At 67.7% G+C, this 16,736-nt stretch carries 18 protein-coding genes; 9 read left to right on the forward strand and 9 right to left on the reverse strand.

What is annotated here, in order from left to right; genetic code table 11:
* On the reverse strand, nt 1-864 hold an 864-nt coding region (gene xseA / locus BDO18943_RS08700; RefSeq protein WP_175021985.1), incomplete at its 3' end, for an exodeoxyribonuclease VII large subunit.
* A 450-nt stretch (nt 865-1,314) separates the two neighbouring features.
* On the opposite strand from xseA, the gene lpxK reads away from it, so the two are divergent.
* The 5 genes from lpxK (at nt 1,315) to BDO18943_RS08725 (ending at nt 5,480) form a co-directional block, all read left to right on the forward strand.
* The gene (gene lpxK, locus BDO18943_RS08705; RefSeq protein WP_043190050.1) at nt 1,315-2,343 is read left to right on the forward strand and encodes a tetraacyldisaccharide 4'-kinase; all 1,029 of its coding nucleotides are present in this window, start codon (nt 1,315-1,317) and stop codon (nt 2,341-2,343) included.
* On the forward strand, nt 2,324-2,518 hold the full coding sequence (locus tag BDO18943_RS08710; protein ID WP_010090898.1) for a Trm112 family protein: 195 nt from the start codon (nt 2,324-2,326) through the stop codon (nt 2,516-2,518). The genes lpxK and BDO18943_RS08710 overlap by 20 nt, the downstream gene beginning before the upstream one ends.
* A gap of 111 nt (nt 2,519-2,629) precedes the next feature.
* Nucleotides 2,630-3,421, forward strand: a complete 792-nt coding sequence (gene kdsB / locus BDO18943_RS08715) for a 3-deoxy-manno-octulosonate cytidylyltransferase (protein ID WP_059665170.1) — start codon at nt 2,630-2,632, stop codon at nt 3,419-3,421.
* Between the two features lie 208 nt (nt 3,422-3,629).
* The gene (adk, locus tag BDO18943_RS08720) at nt 3,630-4,292 is read left to right on the forward strand and encodes an adenylate kinase (protein ID WP_043190056.1); all 663 of its coding nucleotides are present in this window, start codon (nt 3,630-3,632) and stop codon (nt 4,290-4,292) included.
* 429 nt (nt 4,293-4,721) lie between these two features.
* Nucleotides 4,722-5,480: an SDR family NAD(P)-dependent oxidoreductase gene (locus tag BDO18943_RS08725; protein ID WP_175021986.1), complete on the forward strand. Its 759-nt coding sequence runs from the start codon at nt 4,722-4,724 to the stop codon at nt 5,478-5,480.
* A gap of 65 nt (nt 5,481-5,545) precedes the next feature.
* On the opposite strand, the gene BDO18943_RS08730 is transcribed toward BDO18943_RS08725, so the two are convergent.
* Together BDO18943_RS08730 and murJ are read right to left on the reverse strand one after the other, a co-directional pair.
* Nucleotides 5,546-6,388 (reverse strand): SirB1 family protein, encoded by an 843-nt coding sequence (locus BDO18943_RS08730; RefSeq protein WP_175021987.1) that lies wholly within the window; start codon nt 6,386-6,388, stop codon nt 5,546-5,548.
* Nucleotides 6,389-6,396: 8 nt separating this feature from the next.
* Nucleotides 6,397-7,947 (reverse strand): murein biosynthesis integral membrane protein MurJ, encoded by a 1,551-nt coding sequence (murJ, locus tag BDO18943_RS08735; RefSeq protein WP_222106656.1) that lies wholly within the window; start codon nt 7,945-7,947, stop codon nt 6,397-6,399.
* A 304-nt stretch (nt 7,948-8,251) separates the two neighbouring features.
* On the opposite strand from murJ, the gene rpsT reads away from it, so the two are divergent.
* Nucleotides 8,252-8,524, forward strand: a complete 273-nt coding sequence (rpsT, locus tag BDO18943_RS08740) for a 30S ribosomal protein S20 (protein WP_011352994.1) — start codon at nt 8,252-8,254, stop codon at nt 8,522-8,524.
* A 153-nt stretch (nt 8,525-8,677) separates the two neighbouring features.
* Here rpsT and BDO18943_RS08745 read toward each other — a convergent pair whose 3' ends face one another.
* The gene (locus BDO18943_RS08745; RefSeq protein ID WP_043190063.1) at nt 8,678-8,998 is read right to left on the reverse strand and encodes a DUF3579 domain-containing protein; all 321 of its coding nucleotides are present in this window, start codon (nt 8,996-8,998) and stop codon (nt 8,678-8,680) included.
* A 414-nt stretch (nt 8,999-9,412) separates the two neighbouring features.
* On the opposite strand from BDO18943_RS08745, the gene argF reads away from it, so the two are divergent.
* On the forward strand, nt 9,413-10,342 hold the full coding sequence (gene argF, locus BDO18943_RS08750) for an ornithine carbamoyltransferase (protein WP_043190066.1): 930 nt from the start codon (nt 9,413-9,415) through the stop codon (nt 10,340-10,342).
* An 89-nt stretch (nt 10,343-10,431) separates the two neighbouring features.
* Here the strand turns inward: argF and murB are convergent, their stop codons facing one another.
* Nucleotides 10,432-11,481 carry a UDP-N-acetylmuramate dehydrogenase gene (gene murB / locus BDO18943_RS08755; RefSeq protein ID WP_175021989.1) on the reverse strand — a complete coding sequence of 350 codons (1,050 nt, stop codon included), beginning with the start codon at nt 11,479-11,481 and terminating at the stop codon, nt 10,432-10,434.
* A 137-nt stretch (nt 11,482-11,618) separates the two neighbouring features.
* Between murB and BDO18943_RS08760 the strand changes: the two genes are divergently transcribed.
* Entirely contained in the window at nt 11,619-12,104 is a 486-nt protein-coding gene (locus BDO18943_RS08760; RefSeq protein ID WP_043190069.1) for a YajQ family cyclic di-GMP-binding protein, read from the forward strand.
* A gap of 80 nt (nt 12,105-12,184) precedes the next feature.
* On the opposite strand, the gene plsY is transcribed toward BDO18943_RS08760, so the two are convergent.
* Both plsY and ybaK read right to left on the reverse strand, forming a co-directional pair.
* Complete coding sequence (gene plsY / locus BDO18943_RS08765; protein ID WP_043190071.1) at nt 12,185-12,823, reverse strand: glycerol-3-phosphate 1-O-acyltransferase PlsY; 639 nt, start codon at nt 12,821-12,823, stop codon at nt 12,185-12,187.
* A gap of 108 nt (nt 12,824-12,931) precedes the next feature.
* The gene (gene ybaK, locus BDO18943_RS08770) at nt 12,932-13,423 is read right to left on the reverse strand and encodes a Cys-tRNA(Pro) deacylase (protein ID WP_175021990.1); all 492 of its coding nucleotides are present in this window, start codon (nt 13,421-13,423) and stop codon (nt 12,932-12,934) included.
* A 241-nt stretch (nt 13,424-13,664) separates the two neighbouring features.
* Between ybaK and BDO18943_RS08775 the strand changes: the two genes are divergently transcribed.
* On the forward strand, nt 13,665-15,227 hold the full coding sequence (locus tag BDO18943_RS08775; protein ID WP_175021991.1) for a class I adenylate-forming enzyme family protein: 1,563 nt from the start codon (nt 13,665-13,667) through the stop codon (nt 15,225-15,227).
* Nucleotides 15,228-15,275: 48 nt separating this feature from the next.
* On the opposite strand, the gene xerD is transcribed toward BDO18943_RS08775, so the two are convergent.
* Both xerD and BDO18943_RS08785 read right to left on the reverse strand, forming a co-directional pair.
* A complete protein-coding gene (gene xerD / locus BDO18943_RS08780) occupies nt 15,276-16,226 on the reverse strand; it encodes a site-specific tyrosine recombinase XerD (protein WP_043190077.1) in 951 nt (316 codons plus the stop codon).
* A complete protein-coding gene (locus tag BDO18943_RS08785) occupies nt 16,226-16,693 on the reverse strand; it encodes a methylated-DNA--[protein]-cysteine S-methyltransferase (RefSeq protein ID WP_175021992.1) in 468 nt (155 codons plus the stop codon). The genes xerD and BDO18943_RS08785 overlap by 1 nt, the downstream gene beginning before the upstream one ends.
* Between the last annotated feature and the right edge of the window lie 43 nt (nt 16,694-16,736).

Raw genomic sequence — 16,736 nt, forward strand, 5'->3', positions numbered from 1 at the left:
CTGACGCTCGCCGACCTCGCGCAGCAGCAGCGCGCGCTGCGGGCTCGCGAGCTCGGCCGCGCCGGTCGGCGTCGGCGCGCGCACGTCGGCCGCGAAGTCCGCGATCGTGAAATCGGTTTCGTGCCCGACGCCGCTGACGACCGGCACTTCGCTCGCCGCGATCGCGCGTGCCAGCGCCTCGTCGTTGAACGACCACAGATCCTCGATCGAGCCGCCGCCGCGACAGACCAGCAGCACGTCGACCTCGCGGCGTGCATTCGCGGTCTCGACGGCCGCGACGAGCTTTTCGGCGGAACCGGCGCCCTGCACGGGGGCCGGATAGACGATCACCGGGATGTGCGGCGCGCGGCGGCCGAGCGTGGTCAGCACGTCGCGCAGCGCGGCCGCCTGCAGCGACGTGACGATGCCGATCGCGCGCGGGTGGGCCGGCAGCGGCCGCTTGCGCTCGGGCGCGAACAGCCCCTCGCTCTCGAGCTGCGCCTTCAGGCGCAGGAACGCCTCGTAAAGCCGCCCCTGACCCGTGCGCCGCACGGCCTCGACGTTCAGCTGCACCTCGCCGCGCGGCTCGTACATCGTGACGACCGCGCGCACCTCGATGCGATCGCCTTCGCGCGGCGTGAACTCCGCGTATTGCGCGCGGCCGCGGAACATCACGCAGCGCATCTGCGCCTGCTGGTCCTTGATCGAGAAATACCAGTGGCCGCTCGCGGCGCGCGTGAAATTCGACACTTCGCCCGAAATCCACAGCAGCGGAAACGAGCGCTCGAGCATCGTCGAAATCGCACGATTGAGCGCCGAAACGGGAATCACTTCGTCGCCGCCGCGGGTCGCGCCCGGTGCGGCAAATGGGGAGTCGGAAGGCATGGACGGTCGGATGAATGCTGGCGGCGACACGATAGTCCGACACGCGCGCGACGTCCAGCACCGGCCGCATGCGCGGTGACGCGCGGAAGGTGTCCACACTTTGGCAATCGTCGGCTTAAAACACGTGAAAACCGCTAAAAAAACCAGACGATTCCCGGTAACGCATTGATTTTTATATATTTTTAAAACTTTCGAAACGATTCTCATCCGATTCGAAGCCCGCCCGGCGGGCGTTTGACGCAATCGAACGGGGGGTTTTTCACAGAGTTATCCACAAGCCGTCGCGATCCGTCCCCGTGCGCTGCGTCGGCCGGTCGCGCTTGCCGCGCCCGCCTGCGGCGCGCTAGAGTGCCGCCTTCCGCAGACCCCGCGGCATGCGCCGCCCAACGGAGAATCCGCCTTGACGAATCCGTCCCACGCCGCGGCGCACGACATGCCGCGCCCGGCCCGATGAGCGCGCCCGACGGCCCGCTCGCCCGGCTCGAAGCGCGCCTGACGCGCGAATGGCAGCGCCGCGGCGCACTCGCGTGGGCGCTCACGCCGTTCGCGTGCGTGTTCGGCCTGTGCGCGGCGCTGCGCCGCACCGCCTACACGCAGGGCTGGAAGCAGCCGGTCGACGTCGGCGTGCCCGTCGTCGTGGTCGGCAACGTGACCGTCGGCGGCACCGGCAAGACGCCGACCGTGATCGCACTCGTCGACGCGTTGCGCGCGGCCGGCTTCACGCCCGGCATCGTGTCGCGCGGCTACGGCGCGAACGTGAAGGCGCCGACCGCGGTCACGCCCGCGTCGCGCGCCAGCGCGGGCGGCGACGAACCGCTCCTGATCGCGCGCCGCACCGGCGCGCCCGTCTGGGTCTGCCCCGATCGCGTCGCGGCCGCGCAGGCGCTGCGCGCCGCGCATCCGGACGTCGACGTGATCGTCAGCGACGACGGCCTGCAGCACTACCGCCTCGCGCGCACGGTCGAACTCGTCGTGTTCGACCACCGGCTCGGCGGCAATGGCTTCCTGCTGCCGGCCGGGCCGTTGCGCGAGCCGCTGTCGCGGCACCGCGACGCCACGCTCGTCAACGATCCGTACAGCGGCGCGCTGCCGCCGTGGCCCGATACCTATTCGCTCGCGCTCACGCCGGGCGCCGCATGGCACCTCGACCAGCCCGCGCTGCGCCGCCCGCTGTCGCAATTCGCGCACGAGCGCGTGCTCGCCGCGGCCGGCATCGGCGCGCCGGAACGCTTCTTCGCGACGCTGCGCGCGGCCGGTCTCGCGCCCGCAACCCGCGCGCTGCCCGACCACTACGCGTTCGCCGACAATCCGTTCGTCGACGACGCCGTCGATGCGATCCTGATCACCGAGAAGGATGCAGTAAAATTGGGCGCTTCCTGGCGCGACGCTCGACTGTGGGTCGTCCCCGTCGAAGCCGCGCTCGATCCTCGCCTCATTGCCCTCGTTGTGGAGAAACTCCGTGGACGCTCGCCTGCTTGAAATCCTTGTGTGCCCTATCTGCAAAGGCCCGCTCCACTATGACCGTGCCGCGCAGGAGCTGATCTGCAACGCGGACAAGCTCGCCTACCCGATCCGCGACGGCATCCCCGTGATGCTGGTCGACGAAGCGCGCCAGACCGTCGAAGGCACACCGGTCGACCCGGCCGGCCGCTAAGCCGCCCATCCCCGCCCGAGCCGCGGCCCGTCCGCGGCCAGGCGCCGAACTCCGCCGGGCGACCCGCGCCAGACGCGCCGCCCGCTCCGCTCTTTTCACCGCGCTTCCCCGATGACTCACCCGCAACCCTTCATCGCCGTCATTCCCGCCCGGCTCGCGTCGACGCGGCTCCCGAACAAGCCGCTCGCCGATCTCGGCGGCAAGCCGATGGTCGTGCGCGTCGCCGAGCGCGCGCGCGAAGCGGGCGCGCAACAGGTGCTGGTCGCGTCCGACGCGCAGAGCGTGCTCGATGCGGCGCGCGATCACGGCTTCGAAGCGGTGCTGACGCGAGCCGACCATCCGTCCGGCACCGACCGGCTCGCGGAAGTCGCGGCGACGTTCGGATGGAGCGACGACACCGTCGTCGTCAACGTACAGGGCGACGAGCCGCTGATCGACCCCGTGCTCGTGCGCGACGTAGCGTCGCACCTCGCCGCGCATCCGGCCTGCGCGATTGCGACGGCCGCCCACCCGATCCACGACGCGGCCGACGTGTTCAACCCGAATGTCGTGAAGGTCGCGCTCGATGCGCAGAGCGTCGCGCTGTACTTCTCGCGCGCGCCGATTCCGTGGAGCCGGGACGCGTACCAGCCGCACTGGCCCGACGTCGCAGCCATGCCTGCGCCGGCTTTTCCGGTCTACCGGCACATCGGCCTCTATGCGTATCGCGCGCGTTTCCTGCGCACGTATCCGACGCTTGCGCAGGCGCCGATCGAACAGGCCGAGCAGCTCGAACAGTTGCGCGCGCTGTGGCACGGCGAGCGTATCGCAGTGCTGATCACCGAGTCCGCGCCCGAAGCCGGAATCGACACGCCGGCCGATCTCGCACGCGTGCAGGCCCTTTTTCAGCCGGGATCAAAATAACCCGTGGCATAATCAGGCGATTGTGCGAGCCGTCCGCGACCAGCGCGTCCTCGCTTGACCCCGCCCGCGGCCCTGCCGGCAGCCGCGCGTCGCTCAACCCGACGCGCCGCATCAGACCGGTCCGCCACGCGCCAGGCAAGCCCCGCGCACGCCGTCGCCGGCGCTTTTTGCGTCTCGCCACACGAATCTACATACTGGAGATATCACCATGCGTTTGATCCTGTTGGGCGCGCCCGGCGCGGGAAAGGGCACCCAGGCAAACTTCATCAAGGAAAAGTTCGGCATCCCGCAAATCTCGACGGGCGACATGCTGCGCGCGGCCGTGAAGGCTGGCACGCCGCTCGGCGTCGAGGCGAAGGGCTACATGGACGCCGGCAAGCTCGTGCCGGACGCGCTGATCATCGGCCTCGTCAAGGAGCGCCTGAAGGAATCCGACTGCGCGAACGGCTATCTGTTCGACGGTTTCCCGCGCACGATCGCGCAGGCTGACGCGATGAAGGAAGCCGGCGTCGCGATCGACTACGTGCTCGAGATCGACGTGCCGTTCTCGGAAATCATCGAGCGCATGAGCGGCCGCCGCACGCACCCGGCATCGGGCCGCACGTACCACGTCAAGTTCAACCCGCCGAAGGTCGAAGGCCATGACGACGTGACGGGCGAGCCGCTGATCCAGCGCGACGACGACAAGGAAGAAACCGTCAAGAAGCGTCTCGAAGTGTACGAAGCGCAGACCAAGCCGCTGATCACGTACTACGGCGACTGGGCGCAACGCGGCGAGGAAAACGGCCTGAAGGCCCCGCAGTATCGCAAGATCTCGGGCCTCGGCGGCGTCGACGAGATCCGTGAGCGCGCGTTTGGCGCACTGAAGTAAGCAGCGCGTCGCGCACCCGCGAGCCGCCCTTTCCGGGCGGCTTTTTTTTGCCCGGACGGAATTCGCACGACCGTTCAGGTCTCGCCGCCGCCGGAGAGTGCCCCGTACAATCGGTCGAGTGCCGGACGTGCCGGCATTCAACCAATCGTGCGGCATCGAACCAGGCAACGGCTTTGCGCGGAACCGCAACAGGCAACGGAACGCCAAGGGGGCGGTCTACCGCTTTGCATGGGACCTCCCTAGGCGCCAAAACGCCAAGGGCGGTCGACCGCCTTGCATGGGACCTCCCTAGGCGCTAAAGCGCCAAGGGCGGTCGACCGCTTTGCATGGGACCTCCCTAGGCGCTAAAGCGCCAAGGGCGGTCGACCGCCTTGCATGGGACCTCCCTAGGCGCTAAAGCGCCAAGGGCGGTCGACACCGGAGACAGTCATGGAAATTCGCGGCAACGTATTTCTGATCACGGGCGGTGCATCGGGCCTCGGCGCCGGCACGGCGCGGATGCTCGCGCAGGCAGGCGGCACGGTCGTGCTCGCCGACCTGAACGACGCGGCGGGCACGGCGCTCGCGACCGAGCTCGGCGGCATCTTCGTGCATTGCGACGTGTCGAGCGAGGCCGACGCGCAGGCAGCCGTCGACGCGGCAACGCGCGCGGGCACGCTGCGCGGCCTCGTGAACTGCGCAGGCATCGCGCCCGCCGCGAAGACCGTCGGCAAGGACGGCGCGCATCCGCTCGACGTGTTCGCAAAAACGATCAACGTGAACCTCGTCGGCACGTTCAACATGATCCGGCTCGCCGCCGCCGCGATGGCCGCCACTGCGCCGACCGCGGAAGGCGAGCGCGGCGTGATCGTGAGTACCGCGTCGGTTGCCGCATTCGACGGACAGATCGGCCAGGCCGCGTACGCGGCATCGAAAGCCGGCGTCGCAGGCATGACGCTGCCGATCGCGCGCGACCTGTCGCGCAGCGGCATTCGCGTGATGACGATCGCGCCCGGCCTGTTCGAGACGCCGATGCTGCTCGGCATGCCGCAGGACGTGCAGGACGCGCTCGGCGCGATGGTGCCGTTCCCGCCGCGGCTCGGCAAACCGGCCGAATACGCGCTGCTGGTGCGCCAGATCGTCGAGAATCCGATGCTCAACGGCGAAGTGATCCGCCTCGACGGCGCGATCCGGATGCAGCCGAAATAAGCACAAAAAAACGCCCGCAGCGCGGGCGTTTTTCATTCAGGGTGCCGGCAAAGCACGGCGGCGGCTCAGTCCTCGCCGTCGCGCTGCATCCGCTGCCGCAATTCGGTCACCTGCGACTCGACGACAGTGGCGTCGTCCGCGTCCGGCCGCTCGCCGAGATACTGCTCGAGATCCTCGAGCGCGGGCCGCAGGTAATCGAGCCGCGCATACGCAAAACCGCGGTCGCGGACTTCGTCGAGGTGCTCGGGCAACAGGATCACGAGCCGCTGCTGCACCGCGAGCAGCCGCTGCCAGCGTTCCGTCTGAAGATAGATCGTCTTCAGGTTGCGCAGCATCCGCGCGATGATCTCGCGGCTCGTCGCCGGCTGCAGTAGCGCGCGCAACGCGCTGTCGACCGCACCGGCCGCACGCGCGACGTACGGCTCGAGCATCTCGACCATCTCGGCTTCAGACAACGAATGACCGTTGGCCGGATCGATGATCAGGTCGCCGTCCGGCAGCGTGACGCGCAGCAGGAAATGACCGGGGAACGATACGCCCCGCGCCGGCACGCCGATCTGCTCGGCGAGTTCCAGGTACAGCACCGACAGCGAAATCGGAATCCCGCGCCGCCGCTTCAGCACGGCGTTCAGGTGGCTGTTATCGGGGTCGTAGTAATCGTTGTGGTTGCACGCGAAGCCGAGCTCGCGGAAGAAGAAATCGTTCAGCGCGGCGACGCGGCCCTTCAAGTCCGTCTCGTCGGCGAACCGCCGGCGCAGCCGCGCCGCCAGCATGTCGAGTTCGGCCAGCGTGCCCTGCAGGTCGAGGTCGGGATACGCGTCCTGCGCCAGCGACAGCGCCGCTTCCGTGACGGGCAGGCTGTCGTCGTCCGCCACGAGCGTGCTGAAGTAGTCGAGGACGCGGGTCATTGCGGTCGTCACTTGGCGCGCCTTCTGAAGTAAGCGTATTTGAAGCCCATCACCCACAACATACCGAAATATAGTGCAGCGAACAGCACGAGGCACGCGGCCATCAGCGCGATGCGATCGAGCGGCTGCGCGCGCATCCCGGTCCAGTCGAAGCTGATCGACAGCCAGTGCATCAGGCCCGCGAGCACGAGCGCCGCACCGATCAACTGCACGAAGAAGCGCAGCCAGCCCGGCGACGGCTGGTAGATGCCGCGCTTGCGCAGCCCGATGAACAGCAGCAGCGAGTTCAGGCACGCGCCGACGCCGATGCTCAGCGTCAGGCCCGCGTGGCCGATCAGCGGCACGAACACGTAGTTCGAGATCTGCGTGACGATCAGCACGCCGATCGCGATCTTCACGGGCGTCTTGATGTCCTGCTTCGCGTAGAAGCCTGGCGCGAGGATCTTGATCAGGATGATGCCGACAAGGCCGATCCCGTAGGTCGCCAGCGCGCGCGCGACCATCGTCACGGTATGCGCGTCGAACTTGCCGTAGTTGAACAGGGTCGCGGTGAGCGGCGTCGCGAAGAAGAACAGCGCGAGCGCGCTCGGTGCCGCGAGCAGGAACGTGACGCGCAGCCCCCAGTCGAGCAGCGCCGAATACTCGTGCGAATCGGCGTCGACGTGCGCCTTCGACAGGCTAGGCAGCAGGATCGTCCCGAGCGCGACGCCGAGCAGCGCCGTCGGGAATTCCATCAGGCGGTCGGCGTAGTTGATCCACGACACGGCGCCCTGCCCGAGCCGCGACGCGATGTTCGTGTTGATGATCAGCGACAGTTGCGCGACCGACACCGCGAACGTCGCGGGCACCATCTTCGCGAGCACGCGCTTCACGCCCGGGTGGCGCAGCGCGCGCAGCGGGTTGAAGCCGATCAGCGGCACCATGTCGATCTTCTTCAGGCCCGGCAGCTGCACGAGGAACTGCAGCACGCCGCCGACGATCACGGCCCATGCGAGCGCGAACACCGGCACCTTCAGGTGCGGCGCGACGAACACGGCCGCGGCGATGAACGCGACGTTGAGCAGCACCGGCGCGAACGCGGGCAACGAGAAGCTCTTGTACGTGTTCAGCACGCCGGAGGCGAGCGTCGTCAGCGAGATGAATACGATGTACGGGAACATGATCCGCGTCATCGTGACCGCGAGCGGAAACGCCTGCCCGTCGGTATGCAGGCCGGACGCGACCGCGAACACGACCCACGACGCGCCGGCGATCCCGAAGACCGACAGCACGGCAAGCGCCCACGCGAGCACGGTCGACATCGCGTCGACAAGCGCTTTCGTGGCGTCATGCCCCTGCTGGTTCTTGAACTCGGCGAGGATCGGCACGAACGCCTGCGAGAACGCGCCTTCGGCAGACAGGCGGCGCAGCAGGTTCGGGATACGGAAGGCGACGTAGAACGCGTCGGTGTATTGACTGGCACCGAACGCACGGGCGATCAGTGTCTCGCGGGCCAGTCCGGTCACGCGCGACAGCAGCGTGAAGCCGCTGACCGTCAGCAGGGCTCGGAATAGATTCATGGGGCGCTTATTATACGGACGTTGCGCGACCCGGCCAGCGGCCGATGCCGAAAAGCACGCACGCCGATGGCGCCCCGTCCGGCAGATGTCACGTCGAACTTGCCACGCGCTTGATTTTGTTGCTATAATCGCCGGTTTCTGGGCTCGTACATGCACGGCAACTGCCGTTTTCATGTCCCGGCCTCGGTTAAAATCACCGTTTTTTATGCGCCCCTGGGCAATCGCTCTCAGGGGACGGATCGAAAAGCAGCGCTTGGCCGTCTAGGCTCCAAGCTCTGGAAACAGGACAGGATAAGGAACCGTCATGGCTAACTCCGCACAAGCACGCAAGCGCGCCCGCCAGGCCGCGAAGGCAAATTCGCACAACTCGGCGCTGCGCTCGAAATTCCGTACCGCAATCAAGGCTGTTCGCAAGGCTGTCGATGCCGGCGATCAAGCAAAGGCTGCCGATCTGTTCAAGGCTGCCGTGAAGACGATCGACACGATCGCTGACAAGAAGATCGTTCACAAGAACAAGGCCGCTCGCAGCAAGAGCCGCCTCGCCGCAGCCGTCAAAGGCCTGCAGGCAGCAGCGTAAATCCGGCGCGCCCGCTTCCGCGGGCGTTCCTGTTTCCTGCGATCGCAAAAAAGCCCGCCTAGGCGGGCTTTTTTGCCTGTGTCGCCGAGATCGGCAACGATGCAGGCGAACAACCGGGGCCCGGCGCTGCGCGCGCCCCCGCCCGTCCGCTTCTTACTTCTTCTCGCTGTAGTCCGGCAGTTCGCACGCCTCGGTGACGACGAGGTTGTTGTCCTTCGCGAAATTCAGCACGAAATCGAACGCCATCGGCTCGACGTCGCGCAACCGGGAATCGAGGATCACGCATTTCAGGTCGCCGAGCATCGTCGGACGCACGTAGAGCGAATACTGGAGACGCGCGTTCCGCCCGCTCGCCCCCGGCCCGAAGCAGGCCATCACACCGGCCAGACGTTCCGACCAGTCGCTCGGGCGAAACTTTTTCCCGTCTTTCGTGATGCCCTGGATGAAGAATTCGGTCGGAGGGGTTTCAGCCATGTGGTTACCCAAGTGACGGCCCGGCGATGTCCAGGCAACGGCGCCTGGATACGCGAACACAAAGCTGAAACGGACGGCGGCACGAGCATTCCGATATCCCGAAAACGGGACGTCGACGCGCGCCGCCGGTAGACTGCACCGAATTTGTGCAGCGCACGGCTTGTGTCCGGCAGAGCGCGAGGAGGCTTGCCTGCCGGGCTGGAGAAAACTTTCGAATTATACCGCAGCGCGCCATCGCGCGCCGTCCCGACACCCCTCCTCCTGCACCGCCAGCCGCGTGCGGCGATCGTGCCCCGCTTCTCTCCCCGGCTCGTCAAAGCACAGAAAATCCTTTATGCTGCTTTGAGTTATCCACACCCGACGGCGGCGCCGTCCGGCCTCGCTGCCGGGTGACATCCCGCCGTATCCTGCTTCATGACCGCCAAAACCATTCGTCACTACCTGCAGTTCAAGGATTTCTCGCTGGAAGACTACGAGTACGTGCTGGAGCGCACGGGTATCCTGAAGCGCAAGTTCAAGAACTACGAGACCTACCACCCGCTGCACGACCGCACGCTCGCGATGATCTTCGAGAAGAGCTCGACGCGCACGCGCCTGTCGTTCGAGGCCGGGATCTTCCAGCTCGGCGGCCATGCCGTCTTCATGAGCACGCGCGACACGCAGCTCGGCCGCGGCGAACCCGTCGAGGATTCCGCGCAGGTCATCTCGCGGATGGTCGACATCATCATGATCCGCACGTTCGAGCAGGAGGTCATCAAGCGTTTCGCGGACAATTCCCGCGTACCGGTGATCAACGGCCTGACGAACGAGTACCACCCGTGCCAGGTGCTCGCCGACATCTTCACGTACTACGAGCACCGCGGCCCGATCGCCGGCAAGACCGTCGCGTGGGTCGGCGATGCGAACAACATGCTCTACACGTGGATCGAAGCCGCGCAGATCCTCGGCTTCAAGCTGCGCCTGTCCACGCCGCCCGGCTACGCGCTCGACATGAAGCTCGTGTCGCCCGACAGCGCACCGTTCTACGAGGTGTTCGACGATCCGAACGAAGCGTGCAAGGGCGCCGATCTCGTCACCACCGACGTGTGGACGAGCATGGGCTTTGAAGCCGAGAACGAGGCCCGCATGCAGGCGTTCGCCGACTGGTGCGTCGACGAGGAAATGATGGGCCACGCGAATCCGGACGCCCTCTTCATGCACTGCCTGCCCGCCCACCGCGGCGAGGAAGTGACGGCCGGCGTGATCGACGGCCCGCAGAGCGTCGTGTGGGACGAAGCGGAAAACCGCCTGCACGTGCAGAAGGCACTGATGGAGTTCCTGCTGCTCGGCCGCCTCAAGCACTGACGCGCCGGCACCGGGCAATCCATGAAAAAGCGCCGATCGACGATCGGCGCTTTTTGTTTGGGCGCGCGAAACGCTGCGTGAAACCCGTGTTACAGGCAGACCGGTTCCGGCTCGAGCTCGACGCCGAATTGCGCACGCACGTCGGCCTGGATCGCCCGTGCCAGCGCGAGCACGTCGGCGCCCGTCGCGCCGCCGCGATTGACGAGCACGAGCGCCTGGCGGTCGTGCACGGCCGCCGCGCCCAGCGCGCGCCCCTTCCAGCCGCAGCGGTCGATCAGCCAGCCGGCCGCGAGCTTGACCTGCCCGTCCGGCTGCGGATACGACACGACCTCGGGTGCGCGCCCGCGCAGCGCGTCGAACTGCGCGGCATCGATCACCGGGTTCTTGAAGAAACTGCCCGCGTTGCCGAGCACGAGCGGATCGGGCAGCTTCGCGCGGCGGATCGCGACGACCGCGTCGAACACGTCGCGCGGCGTGGCCGCCTCGGGTGCGATGCCGTGCGCGTCGAGTTCGCGCGTGACGTCCGCGTAGCCGAGCCGCGACGCCCATTGCTTCGGCAGCCGGAACGTCACCGATACGATCGCGAACCGGCCGCGCCCTTCCCGCTTGAAAAAGCTGTCGCGATAGCCGAACGCGCAGCGCGCGGCGTCAAAGTGCTCGCTGCGACCCGTCGCCAGCTCGACCGCGACCAGGGAGTCGAAATACGCCTTCATCTCGAGGCCGTATGCGCCGATGTTCTGGATCGGCGCGGCGCCGACCGTGCCCGGAATCAGCGCGAGGTTCTCGAGGCCCGGCATCCCGTGCTCGAGCGTCCAGGCGACGAAGGCGTGCCAGTTCTCGCCGCCGCCGGCCTCGACGTACCACGCGTCGTCGTCCTCGCGCACGACGCGGCGGCCCGCGATCTCGTCGAGCAGCACGACGCCGTCGAAATCGCGCGTGAACACGACGTTACTGCCGCCGCCGAGTACGAGCTGCGGCAGGTTCGCGATGCGCGGGTCGCGGTGGAGCGCCTCGAACTGCGACGCATGCGTGACGCACGCGGCAAAGCGCGCGGTCGCGGCGATGCCGAACGTGTTGTGCGCGGTGAGCGGATGGTCGGGAAGCAGCGACAGGGCGGAATCGTCAGGAGGCATCGGCATTCGCGGTCACGTCCGCCCGGGGGGCGCATGGCCGGCCTTGGGCAAACGGAGGGGCATCGGTAAAATGGCAAACAGTCCGCAATTATAGCGAGTGCCCGCGCGCGAGCCGGGTGCCCGCATCTCAAGGGAGGAATGCCATGCCATCGTTCGACGTCGTTTCCGAAGCGAACATGATTGAAGTGAAGAATGCCATCGAGCAGTCGAACAAGGAAATTTCGACGCGCTTCGACTTCAAGGGCTCCGACGCGCGCGTCGAGCAAAAGGAGCGCGAGCTGACGCTGTTCGCCGATGACGATTTCAAGCTCGGCCAGGTCAAGGACGTGCTGATCAGCAAGCTGGCCAAGCGCAACGTCGACGTGCGCTTCCTCGATTACGGCAAGGTCGAGAAGATCGGCGGCGACAAGGTCAAGCAGATCGTCACCGTGAAGAAAGGCGTGACCGGCGATCTCGCGAAGAAGATCGTGCGGCTCGTGAAGGACAGCAAGATCAAGGTGCAGGCGAGCATCCAGGGCGACGCGGTGCGCGTGAACGGCACGAAGCGCGACGACCTGCAAAGCGTGATCGCAATGCTGCGCAAGGACGTGACCGACACGCCGCTCGACTTCAACAACTTCCGCGACTGATCGCCAGACGATCCGTCACGTCATCCTGCCGGGGCCCCGCACACGCGGCGCGCCCGGCATGCGGCAAGCGCCGCGCCTCCTCAGGCCTTCCCGCCGCCCTGCGCGCCGCCGTCCGCGGCCGCCTTCTTCTTGTCGCCGATCCGGCTCTCCTGCCCCGCCAGCAGCTTCGAAATGTTGCCGCGGTGACGCCACACGAGCAGCACGCTCATCGCGAGCACGGCCCACGCGACCGGGTTGTGGCCCGTGCCGAACAGGAATACGTCGAACACCGGCGCGAACACGGCCGCCACCAGCGCCGCGAGCGACGAATAGCGGAAGAAGAACGCGACGATCAGCCAGGTCAGCGCGGTCGCGAGCCCGAGCACGGGGTGCACCGCGAGCAGCACGCCGGCCGCGGTCGCGACGCCCTTGCCGCCCTGGAAGCGGAAGAACACCGGGTACAGGTGGCCGAGGAACACGGCGATCGCGACCCAGGCGACCGCAACCTCGGGCAGGCCGAAGTGCCGCGCGAGCCAGACGGCAATCCAGCCCTTGAACGCGTCGCCGACGAGCGTCAGGATCGCGGCCTTCTTGTTGCCGCTGCGCAGCACGTTGGTCGCGCCGGGATTCTTCGACCCGTACGAACGCGGGTCGGCCAGGCCCATCGCGCCACTGACGACGACGGCGAACGACACCGAACCGATCAGGTAGGCAATGAGGGCGGCGAGCAGGATCTGCATGCGGAGGACTCTTCTTTCAACGTATCGGTAAAGGGACGGCTGCGCGTGGCAGGCCGAAACGGCGCCCATTCTACCGAACGCGCGCAGCCTGCCACGAAGGTGAAACCCTCAGTCGACGCTCGCGCACTGCACGGGCTGCGCGCCGAGCACTGACGTGAGCACCGCCGGCGCGAGACTGACGAGGTAGCCGCGACGGCCGCCGTTCAGGTAGATCGTCGGCAGCTCCAGGATTGTCGCCTCGACGTAGACGGGCATCGTCTTGCGCGTGCCGAACGGCGACGTGCCGCCGACGAGATAGCCGGAATGGCGGTTCGCGACCTCGGGCTTGCACGGCTCGACGCGCTTCACGCCGATCTGCCGCGCGAGGTTCTTCGTCGATACGGTGCGGTCGCCGTGCATCAGCACGATCAGCGGCTTCGCATGCTCATCTTCCATCACGAGCGTCTTCACGACGCTGTGCTCGTCGACGCCGAGCTGGCGCGCCGATTCACCGGTGCCGCCGTGCTCGACGTAGTCGTACGGATGCTCGCCGAACACAATACCGTTGCGGCGCAGCAATTGGGTTGCAGGGGTTTCGGACACATGCTTGGATTTGCTCATGATGGCATTTTAATGGTGAACGACCGTCGGGCGCGCAATGGCGCGCCCGCACCGGCGGTATACTCGCGGCCCGTTTTTCAACGGGCGGCCCGCTGCGTCGCCGCAACGATTCCATCCATCATCATTGCGGACATCGCGAAGCGCTATTGCCCGAATGGCCGATTGTGGCGCGCGTGCCGTCATGGCACGATCGTTCGCAAACTTCAACGCGCCGCCGCCCGGCCCCTCTTCTGGAGACGCCATGACCTCGCCCTCCCGCTCATCCGAGCCGCTCGACGTCGATGCACTGCTCGCCGCGCTGCCCCGCCGCATCGCCGACGTGCCCGCACGCTGGGCCGCGCAGGAGCCCGCGCATCCGGCGCTGATCGAGGACGCTCGCCGCCTGTCGTACGGCGAGCTGTCGCAGGCCGTCGATGCGGCGGCCGCTCGGCTCGCCAACCTCGGCGTGCAAGGCGGCGACCGCGTGATGATCGTCGCCGAAAACTGCGTCGCGCAGATCGTGCTGCTGTTCGCGGTCGCACGCCTCGACGCATGGGCCCTCATGTCGAACGCGCGGCTGTCGGCCAGCGAACTCGACGCGATCGCCGCGCACGCGCGCCCGAAACTGATCGCGTTCACCACCGACGCATCGCCCGACGCGCGTACCCATGCCGCACGGCACGGCGCGACGCCTGCCGGCGCGCTGCCGGTCGACATCGGCGCGTGGTCGTATCGCGTCGACACGAGCGCGCCGGGCGAACCGGTCGCTGCCGACGGTGCCGCGCAATGCGCGGCGCTGATCTACACGACCGGCACGACCGGCACGCCGAAAGGCGTGATGCTGTCGCATCGCAACCTGCTGTTCATCGCGGCCACGTCGAGCACGCTGCGTCGCGTGTCGCCCGACGACGTCGTCTACACGGTGCTGCCCGTGTCGCACGTGTACGGGCTCGCGTCGGTCTGCCTCGGCAGCCTGTACGCGGGCGCGACGCTGCGGCTCGTCCCGCGCTTCTCGCCGGAAGCCGTGCGCGTCGCGCTCGCCGACGAAGGCGTCACGATCTTCCAGGGCGTGCCCGCGATGCACGCGAAGCTGCTCGAACACCTGCACACGCACGGCCACGCATGGCGCGCACCGCGCCTGCGCTTCGCGTATTCGGGCGGCTCGCCGCTCGACGCGAACCTGAAGGCACGTGTCGAGCGCCTGTACGGCGTGCCGCTGCACAACGGCTACGGGATGACCGAAAGCAGCCCGACGATCACGCAGACGCCGCTCGACGCGCCGCGCACCGACAGCTCGGTCGGCGTGCCGATTCCCGGTGTGGAGATGCGGATCGTCGCGCCGGACGGCACCGACGTGCCGCCGGGTGAAGTCGGCGAGATCCGCGTGCGCGGGCCGAACGTGATGCTCGGCTACTACCGCAACGCGGACGCCACGCGCGCGGCCGTGTCGCCGGACGGCTGGCTGAGCACCGGCGATCTCGCGCGGCAGGAAGCGGACGGCGCGGTGACCATCGCGGGCCGCAGCAAGGAGCTGATCATCCGGTCGGGCTTCAACGTCTATCCGGTCGAAGTCGAACAGGTGCTGAACGCACATCCGGACGTCGTGCAGGCGGCCGTCATCGGCCGCGCGGTCGAAGGCAACGAGGAAGTGCTCGCGTTCGTCGAGCTGGTGCCCGGCGCGACAGCGGACGAAGCGGCATTGCTCGCATGGTGTGCGGAACGGCTCGCGCCTTACAAGCGCCCCGCGCACCTGCGCGTGCTCGACGCGCTGCCGGCCGCGTCGACGGGCAAGGTGCTGAAGCACAAGCTGCGCGAGCTGGTCTGACCCAGGCGGGCCGCTTCGCCCGCCAACGCCCGCGCAGCGAAGCGTGCGCTAACCGCGCGGGTGGTGTTCCGCGTGCAGCGTCTTCAGCCGCTCGCGCGCGACGTGCGTATAGATCTGCGTGGTCGAGATGTCGCTGTGACCGAGCAGCAATTGCACGACGCGCAGGTCGGCGCCGTGGTTCAGCAGGTGCGTCGCGAATGCGTGCCGCAGCGTGTGCGGCGACAGGTGCGCACGCACGTCCGCGTGCTGCGCGTGGCGCTTGATGATGTTCCAGAACTGCTGGCGCGTCATCCCGTCGCCGCGCGCGGTCACGAACAGCGCATCGGCCGCGCGCGCGCCGAGCAGCGCCGGCCGCGCATCGCGCAGATAGCGCTCGATCCAGCCGTGCGCGACTTCGCCGAACGGCACGAGCCGCTCCTTCGAGCCCTTGCCCATCACGCGCACGACGCCCTCGTTGAGCCCGACCTCGACGGTCTTCAGCATCACGAGCTCGCTCACGCGCAGCCCGCTCGCATACATCAGCTCGAGCATCGTGCGATCGCGCAGGCCGAGCGGCGTGTCGATGTCGGGCGCGCCGAGCAGCGCCTCGACCTGCGCCTCCGACAACGTCGACGGAAACCGGGCGGCCTGCTTCGCGGACGTGATCCGCAACGTCGGGTCGGCGCTCGCGCGATGCTCGCGCACGGCCCAGCCGTAATAACGCCGGAACACGGACAACCGCCGGTTCGACGACGTCGCCTTGCCGTCGCTGCGCGCGGCGATGTAGCCCGTCACCATCGTTTCGTCGACCGAATCGAGTGGCGCGTCGTGCGTCTCTGCCAGCCATTGGGAAAACAGCACCAGATCGCGCCGGTACGCGTCGAGCGTATTGCGCGCGAGCCCATGCTCGAGCCACAACGCATCGCAAAACACGTCGATCGACGCGCGGCTCGCCAGTAGCGCGGGGGACGCCGCGGCGGCATCGCCGTCGGCTTCGGGGGAAATCAGCGATTCACTCATCAGTACGGCACGCCCTCGTGCGCCAGCAGCCAGCGCTTCACTTTCTGGTAATAGCCGTTGTCGTCGTGGTTCGCGAAGCCGCCGAGGCCGCCCGCCGCGACGACGCGATGGCACGGGATCACGAGCGGGAAGTAGTTCGCGCCGCACGCCTGGCCGACCGCGCGCGGCGCGCTGCCGATCCGCTTCGCGACCTGTCCGTAGGTCAGCACCGTGCCGGGCGGGATATCGCTGATCACGTCCCACACGCGGTGCTGGAACGCGCTGCCGACTTCGGCAAGCGGCAGGTCGAAGCGCGCCGACGCGCGCTCGAAATAACGTTCGATCTGCTTGACCGCACGCTTCGCGAGCGGCGAATCCGGTTCGAGCGACTTCACCGATTCGGGCAGGTAGACGATCTCGCGCACCACCGCGGCGTCCGTGCGGATGCCGACCTTGCCGAACGGCGCGTCGATGACTGCATTGAACATGGCCCTCTCCTGACCGATGGATGCACGCGGCACCGCCGCGCGC

The organism is Burkholderia aenigmatica (assembly GCF_902499175.1).
GTDB lineage: Bacteria > Pseudomonadota > Gammaproteobacteria > Burkholderiales > Burkholderiaceae > Burkholderia > Burkholderia aenigmatica.